Genomic DNA, 9,939 nt, shown 5'->3' on the forward strand with positions numbered 1-9,939 from the left:
GATGCAAAGATACTACTTAAAGAAGAAAACCATTTGTTTCGCTCGCGAAAGCCTTTTAAAAATTTCAGATAATTCAGCATTTTTAATGGGTGAAAACCGAATTCCCGAAAAAAACTATTGAATCAGTTTATCAATAATCCCCCGAGTAGGCAATATGGCATGAGTATGTTCAATACTTGGTCCCGCAACCCATACCGTTTTGTAAGTTGCTTGAGTAGCTGCTTTGGTTGTGGCATTCATTCCTATAGAAAAACGAATCATTTTTACCCATTTTTTAAGTTTTTTATTCTTGTTTAAAACAGATTCCAACCAAGATTCCTTAGTGCCAATTTTTTGTACATAAGGCGTATTGATTACTGTGCATGGTGTTCCAGAAATACGTTGTGTCATTACAATATCCTTGGCTCCATAATCCACGCAAGCTTGTTTGTATTCTTCGGTGACATGGGCTTCAATGGAAGCAATAAACGGACTTCCCACAGAAACTCCTGCAGCCCCATAACTTAACATCTCATCAATATCTGCTTTGCGTCCTACGCCTCCTGCCGATATAACTGGAATGGAAATATTTTTAGTTAAAAGTTCTATTAAGTCCTTTGGCGTATATTCGCCTCTATGTCCACCAGCTTCATTGTTTACAGCTATGGCCGCATCAGCACCTAGTTCTTCAACTTTTTTTGCGAATTTTAAATCCGTAACATCACAAAACACTTTAATTCCAACAGCATGTGCCTGGTTAATGGTTTCTTCGGGACTTCCTAAAGACGTAATAATGAAATCGCAACCTTCTTCGCACAAGACGCGAAGTTGCTCTTTATATTTTAAATTGGACTTGTTTACAATAAGATTAAACCCGAAGGATCCTCCCGCCACTTTCGCCATTTTCAATTCTTTAATGGCTGCACGTAAATCGTCCAAAGTTCTGTAGTTTAACGCCGGGATACATCCTGCAATACCACCTTTCATAGCTTCAATAACCATGGCTGTGTTAGAAACCAGAAACATGGGAGCTTGAATAATAGGATATTTTATGTTTAAAAGTTGGGTAAGTTTGGTTTGCATATAAAGTATTGTTTGATGTAGATTAAGAAACTTGACTCACAAATATACAAAAATAGTATGCGCGCATAGTAAATTTAAATAGAACTTTTTGTTAGTCATTATTCACTTGTCTTAAATCACTTTCAAATTCATTAAACCGTCTTAAACTTTTCATAAATTATTCTTAATGACGCATTTACGGAAATAAATAAATATTAATTTTATTTGTAATTTTAAATGATTCAATAAACCAACCACTATTTCATGAATCAAAAACCAAAAAATGAATAGGACATCAAGTTATTAAATCAAAAACCATCTTTAAAATTAGATTTTTTTTAATTAACCCTTTAAAATTTCTAAGATTATGAAAACAATTTGTATTGGCTTACTTTTTTTAGGATTTGCCAACCTAAGTTTCTCTCAAGCAGACAAAGAGATAGTAGAAGTGCAACTGGCTAGTGTGGTTATTTCTTCTCCAAGCAATCCATCAAGCCTGAATTATTTGAATGCGGTTTACAGCGAGGATATTCCAGAAGAAGCGGTAATCCTTGAGAACATAGCTGCTAGATTTAAAATTACTGAATCTCCAGTTTTTGACAGTCAATTTGAAGCCTATGAAGTTATCTTTAAAGATGTATCTACTAATGGAGGACAAATAGTCATTACTTATAACAACGATGGTCAAATATTAAAATCTGTTGAAAGATATAACGATGTGGTCCTTCCTGCTGCTGTAAGAAATGCCGTTTATAAAGAATATCCTGGTTGGATGATAGATAGCGATAAGTATCTAGTTACTTATTACCATAAGGAAGATGCCAAAAAAGCATACAAATTAAAAATTAAAAAAGAGGATAACAAAAAGGTAATAAAAGTTAGTATCAATGGGGATATCCTTTAAAAATCATGAATAATTGCTAGCTGCGTGTTATTTTTAATCGATATTTTTATTTTCCTTTCAAACCTAGAGGCAGACTGGTAATTAACTATTCTTTTAATAAAACGCAATCACTCTTAATAGATATTGGGTGATTGCGTTTTTTTATTATATAAATTTAAAATAGGCCATTTTCACTTTAGGTTCTTATAAAACCTTTCTAGGCACTTTTTCTTTATTTTCTGAAAGTGAATAAATGGTCCAAGCCATAATAACAGCGTTTTTTATAACATCCTGCTCTGGAACATATTCCAACAAATCCAATTGGGTATGATGTGTTACAGAATAATAATCTAGTGGATCCTGAATAAATTGAAAGGAAGGAATGTTGTAATGATCAAAAGTTTCATGATCTGTGGACAACGTGTTTTCAATAGTTAAAACGCCTTCAGTAACATCTGGAATAGAGGAAAACACCTCTTTTAATACTGGTTTTGCAAACGCATTGTTTTGAAGATATAATCCTCTAATAGCTCCTGCGCCATTATCTAAATTTAAATAGACAGATACTTTGGTCGATTCTAAATTTGGCTTTTCATCCAATCTGCCGTAATGCTTTTTAGCAAATGCAGCCGATCCTAAAAAAGCTTGCTCCTCGCCTCCCCAAAGTCCTATTTTTATGGTTCTTTTAGGTTTGTATCCTATATTTTTCAGAATTCTTAAAGCTTCTACCAAAACAATAGAATTTGCGCCATTATCTGTAGCGCCAGTTCCCGAATGCCAAGAATCGAAATGGGCACCAACCAAAATGGTTTCTGACTTTAATTTTTTATCGGTTCCGGTTAATTCTGCAATAATATTCACATTGTTTTCTGGTTTTGAATAAAAGGAAGTTTCTAGGTTTAAACGAATTTTTGGAGTCACGTCCAATGCGATCATTCTGGCCAGTCTGCCAAAATGTTCAGGCATAATGGTAAAGTAAGGTAGAGGTTTTAATTGCCCATTTTTATAAAAATAAGTGCCATCTGGATGCAAAACACCTAAATACATAGAGCGGGAAGTTAACACCGCCAAAGCACCTTCTGCCTCTATAAACTTAAGAAATCCTTCTTCCCTAACATCACTTGTTTCCCATGATTCAAATAATTCAGGTAAAGGAGTTTGCTCCTCCTCGGCTGAAGCTTGTTTTGCCATCTTATTTAAATCTTCATCGTTATATCTTTGAAAAAGTGTGTCGGTTAAAGACTTTTTAGTTGGGATAGGGCCTAATAAAATAATTTTATCTTTTAATTTTCCGGAAAACTGAAGCTTTAAGGAATCTAAGTGTTTATATCCTTTAATATGAACGACTTCTCCGGTAACAAGACCTTCGGTACTTTTTGACATGGCTAATGGGTATGCAGAAATTTGCATGTAGTTTGGAGAAACCATTTCCACATGAAAACTTTCCAAACTCCAGCCTCGACAATCGTCGCAATAGGATTCAAAATGCACATTTTGCAATCCTAGGGATGTCATTTTATCCGACATCCAAGTGGCTGCTGCCAAATACTCGTTGGAGCCTGTTAAACGTTGGCCATATACATCTGTTAATTCGCCCAACATGGACATGGCTTGGGAGTTTTCAAAGCCTTCGGTTTTAATTTTTTCCAACATCACATCTGTACTTACAGATTGTGAATGGCCATTAAATAAGAATCCTATAAAAAGTAGGCAAATGAGGGAGAATTTTAATTTCATGAGTAAGGGTTTTAAAAAATAAGTATGGATTTAAAAATTTAATTGTCGAATGTAGGGAAGAAAAGAGATTTTACTAAGTTTTGTTGGTAAATTATTCTTTTCAATAAAAAAAACGCAATCAACCCCGATAGTTATCGGGAGATTGCGTTTGTTTGAGATTCTTGCCTTCGCAGGAATTTATTACTTAACTTCCTCGAAATCTACGTCTTCTACGTCGCTTTCTTGGTTAGTATCGCCTCCAGTATTTGCATCTGGTCCTGCTTCTGGTCCACCTTGTTGTCCATCAGCTTGCGCTTTGTACATTTCTTCGCTAGCTACTTTCCAAGCTTCGTTGATTTTCTCTAAAGCTGGATCGATAACTGCAATATCTTTAGTTTCGTAAGCTTTTTTCAATTCTTCAAGTGCTTCCTCAATTGGTTTCTTTTTATCATCAGATAATTTATCACCAAATTCTGTTAGCTGACTTTCAGTTTGGAAAATCATGGCGTCGGCTGCATTTAATTTTTCAGCTCTTTCCTTAGCAATTTTATCAGCTTCAGCATTTGCTTCAGCATCAGCTTTCATTTTTTTGATTTCATCTTCAGTTAAACCAGAAGACGCTTCAATTCTAATGTCTTGTGTTTTTCCTGTTGCTTTGTCTCCTGCTGTTACATGGATAATTCCGTTCGCATCAATATCGAAAGTTACTTCAATTTGAGGTGTTCCTCTTTTTGCTGGTGGAATTCCGTCTAAATGGAAACGTCCAATAGTTTTATTGTCGGCTGCCATAGCTCTTTCTCCTTGTAGTACATGTATTTCAACAGATGGCTGATTGTCTGCAGCTGTAGAGAACACTTGACTTTTCTTTGTAGGAATAGTTGTGTTTGCCTCAATAAGCTTCGTCATAACATTCCCCATAGTTTCAATACCTAAAGATAAAGGTGTTACGTCCAATAGTAAAACATCTTTTACATCTCCAGATAATACACCTCCTTGGATTCCTGCTCCTAAAGATACCACCTCATCTGGGTTTACACCTTTACTTGGAGATTTTCCAAAGAACTTTTCTACAGCCTCTTGTACGGCTGGAATACGTGTAGAACCACCTACTAAAATAACTTGGTCGATATCGCTTTTAGATAAACCAGCGGCTTTTAAAGCAGATTCGCAAGGCGCAATGGTACGTTTTACTAAATCGTCTATTAATTGCTCGAATTTAGCACGAGTTAACGTACGCACCAAGTGTTTTGGTCCTGAAGCAGTAGCTGTAACATATGGTAAATTGATTTCTGTTTGAGGTGCAGAAGATAATTCAATCTTCGCTTTCTCAGCAGCTTCTTTTAAACGTTGTAAAGCCATTGGGTCTAAACGTAAGTCGATGTCTTCTTCAGATTTAAACTCGCTAGCCAACCAATCAATTACTTTTTGATCTACGTCGTCACCACCTAAATGTGTATCTCCTTCAGTTGAAAGTACTTCAAAAACGCCATCTCCCAATTCTAGGATAGAAACGTCATGTGTTCCTCCACCAAAATCGAATACAACGATTTTTTGGTCGGTTCCTTTTTTGTCCAAACCATAAGCCAAAGCTGCTGCTGTAGGTTCGTTAATAATTCTTCTTACTTTTAAACCAGCAATCTCTCCAGCTTCTTTAGTTGCTTGACGCTGACTGTCATTAAAATAAGCAGGTACTGTAATAACAGCTTCTGTAACTGTTTGTCCTAAATAATCTTCGGCTGTTTTCTTCATTTTTTGAAGAATCATAGCTGATAATTCTTGTGGAGTGTATAGACGCCCATCGATATCTACTCTAGGGGTATCATTATCACCTTTCACAACTTTGTATGGTACACGCCCTGCTTCTGTATTAGATTCAGAATATTTGTTCCCCATAAAACGCTTAATAGAAGAAACCGTTTTTGTAGGGTTTGTTACTGCCTGACGTTTTGCAGGATCACCAACTTTAATTTCGCCTCCTTCAACAAAAGCAATTACTGATGGTGTTGTACGTTTTCCTTCGGCATTAGGTATTATAACAGGCTCATTCCCTTCCATAACAGAAACACATGAGTTTGTTGTTCCTAAATCGATTCCAATAATTTTACTCATAATCTTATTTTGTTTTTATTTGTCCGGACCTATTTGTATAAAATAGATTTACGGAAATCTTGTATTCATTTTAGTTTCGCTTTGTATAAGTCAATGATTGTGCCATGCCAAAAAATATGACAGGATGTCACTTTTTAATAGGAAACTTTGTTTTATTTCTGATATAAAGTGACTAAATCTCTATATCTTTGTAGGTACTGTAAAAAGAATATTATGATGGAATGTATCTCGGTTTTCGATATGCTTAAAATAGGAGTTGGTCCTTCTAGTTCTCACACTTTAGGCCCTTGGCGTGCTGCCGAGCGATGGATAGAAGAACTTAAAGCTGCAAATAAATTCGACCAAGTCGAACAGATAACCGTCGATTTATATGGATCCTTATCTCTAACAGGAAAAGGACATGCTACGGATTACGCGGTAATGTTGGGCTTGAGTGGTGGCGACCCTGAAATGATTCCTATAGATTCCATAGAAAGTATTATAAACACTATTAAGAAGGACAAAATTCTTCATTTTAATAATGAAAAATTTGTGCCTTTCCATCCGGAAACAGATATTATCTTTAATCGCGAATTTCTTCCCTTTCATGCCAATGGGATGATATTTACAGCCACTATCGACGGTAAAAAATCCAAATCGACGTTTTATTCTATTGGTGGTGGATTTGTGGTGAAGGAAGAACGAAAAAATTCGAAAAAGAACAAAGAGATTTTTCTAAATACCTTTCCGTATCCTATTGTAAAAGGGACGGAGCTTTTAGCCTATTGTACCCAATTAAATTTACCGATCTCTGGTGTGGTCCTTGAAAACGAGAGATCGTTGAGAGATGATGAAGCCATCGATTTTGAATTACAACGTATTTGGACGACCATGTTAGAGTGCATGTATATTGGCTGTCATACGGAAGGAAGTCTTCCAGGAGGTTTAAATGTAAGACGTCGTGCTTACGACATGCATGAAACCTTAAAAGGAAGTTTGCCTTATTCAAATCCTGAAGAATGGATGGAAACCATAAGACAAACGGAAGTAAAATTTAGACAAATTCTTAAATGGGTGAGCTGTTTTGCCCTAAGTGTTAACGAAGTAAACGCGTCTTTAGGTCGTGTGGTTACGGCACCAACAAATGGTAGTGCTGGAGTAATTCCTGCGGTGCTTATGTACTATATGGTAATAGAAAACCATGAGGCCAATTTCGATCATATCAAACGGTTTTTATTGGTAGCTGGAGAAATTGGAAGCATGTTCAAAAAAAGTGCTACAATTTCGGCAGCTATGGGAGGCTGTCAGGCTGAAATTGGTGTTTCGTCTGCCATGGCAGCAGGAGCGCTATGCGAATTAATGGGCGGTTCTACAGATCAAGTATTAATTGCTGCCGAAATTGCTATGGAACATCACCTAGGCCTAACCTGCGATCCAATTGGTGGTTTGGTACAAATACCTTGTATTGAGCGCAATTCCATGGGAGCCATAAAAGCCATCCACGCAGCAGAATTAGCCTTGGATACAGATCCCGCACACGTAAAAGTGCCATTTGACAAGGTGGTTTCTACCATGTGGGAAACCGCTAAGGACATGAGCTCCAAATACAAAGAAACAAGTGAAGGCGGATTGGCCGTTGCAGTAAACATTCCTGATTGTTAGAAAGACCTATCATTAAGTATATTAATTCTAATTATCAACTAATTTTAGCTTTGTGCTTTACTAAACAATCTTTTATTTAGTATTTTTACATCCATTAAAAAAAACAAACCACATATATGTCTGTAGCAAAAAAAGAATACAAAAGAATTACCGTAAAAACCTTAGTGGACATGAAAGCTAACGGTGAAAAAATTTCCATGCTTACAGCATATGATTTTACCATGGCCAAAATTGTAGATGGTTCTGGTGTAGACGTTATTTTAGTTGGCGATTCTGCAAGTAATGTGATGGCTGGTCATGAAACCACCTTACCTATTACTTTAGATCAAATGATTTATCATGCATCGTCGGTGGTAAGGGCTGTTGAGCGTGCTTTAGTAGTTGTGGATTTACCTTTTGGAAGTTACCAAAGTGACCCAAAGGAAGCGTTGCGTTCTGCTATCAGAATTATGAAAGAATCTGGTGGACATGCTGTAAAATTAGAAGGTGGAAAAGAAGTAAAAGAATCCATTAAACGCATTCTAAATGCCGGAATTCCTGTGATGGGACATTTGGGTTTAACGCCTCAATCTATTTATAAATTTGGAACTTATACAGTAAGAGCCAAAGAAGAGGAAGAAGCGGAACAATTAAAACAAGATGCGCTCATGCTTGAAAAAGCTGGATGTTTCGCTATTGTTTTAGAAAAAATTCCTGCAGCCTTGGCAAAAGAAGTTGCAGAAAGTGTTTCTATTCCTGTTATAGGAATTGGAGCTGGTGATGGGGTTGATGGACAAGTATTGGTGCTTCATGACATGATTGGAATGACGCACGAGTTTAACCCGCGCTTTTTAAGAAGGTATATGAACTTATATGAAGATATGACTTCGGCCATCTCTCAATATGTAGCTGATGTAAAGTCTAAGGATTTCCCGAATGACGAAGAGCAGTATTAATTTAGTGGTCAGTGATCAGTTATAAAAACCTGTTTTCTAATTAAAATAACACTTCTTTCTCAGTAAATCTCTATAAAAACTCTGCGATACGCTGTGTAATAATAAAAGTCCATCTTTTGAAAATTCGTGAAATCCGTGTCTAAAATACTTTCAAACAAAGAAAACCTTCAAGTTTTATACGAAGACAATCACATCATCATAATCAATAAACGGCCTGGAGATATTGTTCAAGGCGACAAAACAGGCGACAAACCTTTAAGTGAAGTTGTTAAGGAGTATATTAAGGACAAATACAACAAACCTGGAAACGTTTATCTGGGTGTCGTGCATAGATTAGACAGACCCACTTCTGGAGTGGTAATGTTTGCTAAAACCAGTAAGGCCTTGCCTAGACTCAATAAAATGTTCGTCAATAAAGAAACCCAAAAAACGTATTGGGCTTTAGTAAAACAGGAGCCACCAAAAAACCAAGACACCTTGATTCATTGGTTGAGAAAGAATCCAAAAAACAATAAGTCGACTGCTTATATAAAGGAAGTCCCTGATGGTAAAAAAGCAATTCTTCATTATCAGTTGCTCAAAAAATTAGATAATTATTTTCTTTTGGAAGTGGCCTTGGAAACTGGCAGACATCATCAAATACGCGTACAATTATCAAGTATTGGCTGTTCTATTAAAGGGGATTTAAAATACGGATTTGATAGAAGCAATAAAGATGCGAGTATTAGTTTACACGCCAGAAATTTAAAATTCACACATCCGGTTTCAAACGAAACTATTGATGTAACAGCTCCCCTACCTCAAGATCCTATTTGGGATGCTTGTGTTTAGAATAAAATTTCTAGTAAACCATTTCAAATAATCGTAAACAAAAAAGTGGGCTGCGTAGAATTCAAAATATATTAAACCTCTTCCTCTTCGGTGTCTTCTTCTTTCTTTCCACTCATCATAAAGTTGATAAGAATTGCAACTAATGCAATACACACTAAAGCGAAAATAGCAATCATTATAACGCCATTATTCCAATTGTATAAGGCTAGGTTTTGAGAAATCATAATCGAGGAGTTTAGTTGTTTATAATTCTTTGTAAAAATATGTGATATAAGTACTACTTAAAATGACTTTAATCAGTAAATATAACATACTTTTTAAATTTTCAACAAAAAGGCACTTTTATTTCTAAAAGTGCCTTTTCAAACCAACCAAAAATCACTGACAAAAAGTTTGTCAGTTTACTATAAGAATTAAACGATTAATTCGTTCGTCTAACGTTAATTATTACTCTTAATTATCTGTATTAAATCTTCTTTTTGTACCACCCCCGATTGTCTCCAAAGCTGTTTTCCTTGCTTAAACAACAATAAGGTTGGCACACCTCTAACTTGATATTTTGCGGCCAAAGCCTGATTTTTATCCACATCAATTTTTAAAATGGTAACTGCTTCGCCCAAGCTGTCTTTTACTTCTTTTAAAATGGGTGACATCATTTTACAAGGCCCACACCATTCTGCATGAAAATCTACAAGAACAGGTTTATCTTGATTAATTATTTCTGAAAACTGACTCATCTTATTCTTTATTAAAATTTACGCGCCAAATACCTCTCACTTCATT

The 9,939-nt window shown here is 35.8% G+C and carries 9 protein-coding genes; 4 read left to right on the plus strand and 5 right to left on the minus strand.

The genetic code is table 11. The features are described 5' to 3' along the window. Positions 1-114 precede the first annotated feature (114 nt). Entirely contained in the window at positions 115-1,062 is a 948-nt protein-coding gene (locus tag VKY47_RS00595; protein ID WP_324309514.1) for an NAD(P)H-dependent flavin oxidoreductase, read from the minus strand. A 346-nt stretch (positions 1,063-1,408) separates the two neighbouring features. Between VKY47_RS00595 and VKY47_RS00600 the strand changes: the two genes are divergently transcribed. Next, positions 1,409-1,945: a hypothetical protein gene (locus VKY47_RS00600; RefSeq protein WP_324309515.1), complete on the plus strand. Its 537-nt coding sequence runs from the start codon at positions 1,409-1,411 to the stop codon at positions 1,943-1,945. Positions 1,946-2,128: 183 nt separating this feature from the next. Here VKY47_RS00600 and VKY47_RS00605 read toward each other — a convergent pair whose 3' ends face one another. Next, positions 2,129-3,661 (minus strand): M28 family peptidase, encoded by a 1,533-nt coding sequence (locus VKY47_RS00605; RefSeq protein WP_324309516.1) that lies wholly within the window; start codon positions 3,659-3,661, stop codon positions 2,129-2,131. 180 nt (positions 3,662-3,841) lie between these two features. Continuing rightward, positions 3,842-5,749, minus strand: coding sequence for a molecular chaperone DnaK (gene dnaK, locus VKY47_RS00610; RefSeq protein ID WP_324309518.1), 1,908 nt, complete (start codon positions 5,747-5,749; stop codon positions 3,842-3,844). 216 nt (positions 5,750-5,965) lie between these two features. On the opposite strand from dnaK, the gene VKY47_RS00615 reads away from it, so the two are divergent. From VKY47_RS00615 to VKY47_RS00625, 3 genes are all read left to right on the plus strand, one after another. After that, positions 5,966-7,390 carry an L-serine ammonia-lyase gene (locus tag VKY47_RS00615; RefSeq protein WP_324309525.1) on the plus strand — a complete coding sequence of 475 codons (1,425 nt, stop codon included), beginning with the start codon at positions 5,966-5,968 and terminating at the stop codon, positions 7,388-7,390. Between the two features lie 116 nt (positions 7,391-7,506). Continuing rightward, entirely contained in the window at positions 7,507-8,325 is an 819-nt protein-coding gene (gene panB / locus VKY47_RS00620) for a 3-methyl-2-oxobutanoate hydroxymethyltransferase (protein ID WP_324309519.1), read from the plus strand. 135 nt (positions 8,326-8,460) lie between these two features. Continuing rightward, complete coding sequence (locus tag VKY47_RS00625) at positions 8,461-9,156, plus strand: RluA family pseudouridine synthase (RefSeq protein ID WP_324309520.1); 696 nt, start codon at positions 8,461-8,463, stop codon at positions 9,154-9,156. Between the two features lie 71 nt (positions 9,157-9,227). Here the strand turns inward: VKY47_RS00625 and VKY47_RS00630 are convergent, their stop codons facing one another. Both VKY47_RS00630 and trxA read right to left on the minus strand, forming a co-directional pair. Then, entirely contained in the window at positions 9,228-9,380 is a 153-nt protein-coding gene (locus VKY47_RS00630; RefSeq protein ID WP_324309522.1) for a hypothetical protein, read from the minus strand. Positions 9,381-9,596: 216 nt separating this feature from the next. After that, entirely contained in the window at positions 9,597-9,893 is a 297-nt protein-coding gene (gene trxA / locus VKY47_RS00635; RefSeq protein WP_324309523.1) for a thioredoxin, read from the minus strand. Positions 9,894-9,939 lie beyond the last annotated feature (46 nt).

The organism is Xanthomarina sp. (assembly GCF_035306705.1).
In the GTDB taxonomy this organism is placed as follows: domain Bacteria; phylum Bacteroidota; class Bacteroidia; order Flavobacteriales; family Flavobacteriaceae; genus Xanthomarina.

Excerpts from the sequence above, each read along its gene's own strand:
- VKY47_RS00595 (WP_324309514.1), bottom strand. The coding sequence starts at position 1,062 with ATGCAAACCAAACTTACCCAACTTTTAAACATAAAATATCCTATTATT.
- VKY47_RS00600 (WP_324309515.1), top strand. The coding sequence starts at position 1,409 with ATGAAAACAATTTGTATTGGCTTACTTTTTTTAGGATTTGCCAACCTA.
- VKY47_RS00605 (WP_324309516.1), bottom strand. The coding sequence starts at position 3,661 with ATGAAATTAAAATTCTCCCTCATTTGCCTACTTTTTATAGGATTCTTA.
- dnaK (WP_324309518.1), bottom strand. The coding sequence starts at position 5,749 with ATGAGTAAAATTATTGGAATCGATTTAGGAACAACAAACTCATGTGTT.
- VKY47_RS00615 (WP_324309525.1), top strand. The coding sequence starts at position 5,966 with ATGGAATGTATCTCGGTTTTCGATATGCTTAAAATAGGAGTTGGTCCT.
- panB (WP_324309519.1), top strand. The coding sequence starts at position 7,507 with ATGTCTGTAGCAAAAAAAGAATACAAAAGAATTACCGTAAAAACCTTA.
- VKY47_RS00630 (WP_324309522.1), bottom strand. The coding sequence starts at position 9,380 with ATGATTTCTCAAAACCTAGCCTTATACAATTGGAATAATGGCGTTATA.
- trxA (WP_324309523.1), bottom strand. The coding sequence starts at position 9,893 with ATGAGTCAGTTTTCAGAAATAATTAATCAAGATAAACCTGTTCTTGTA.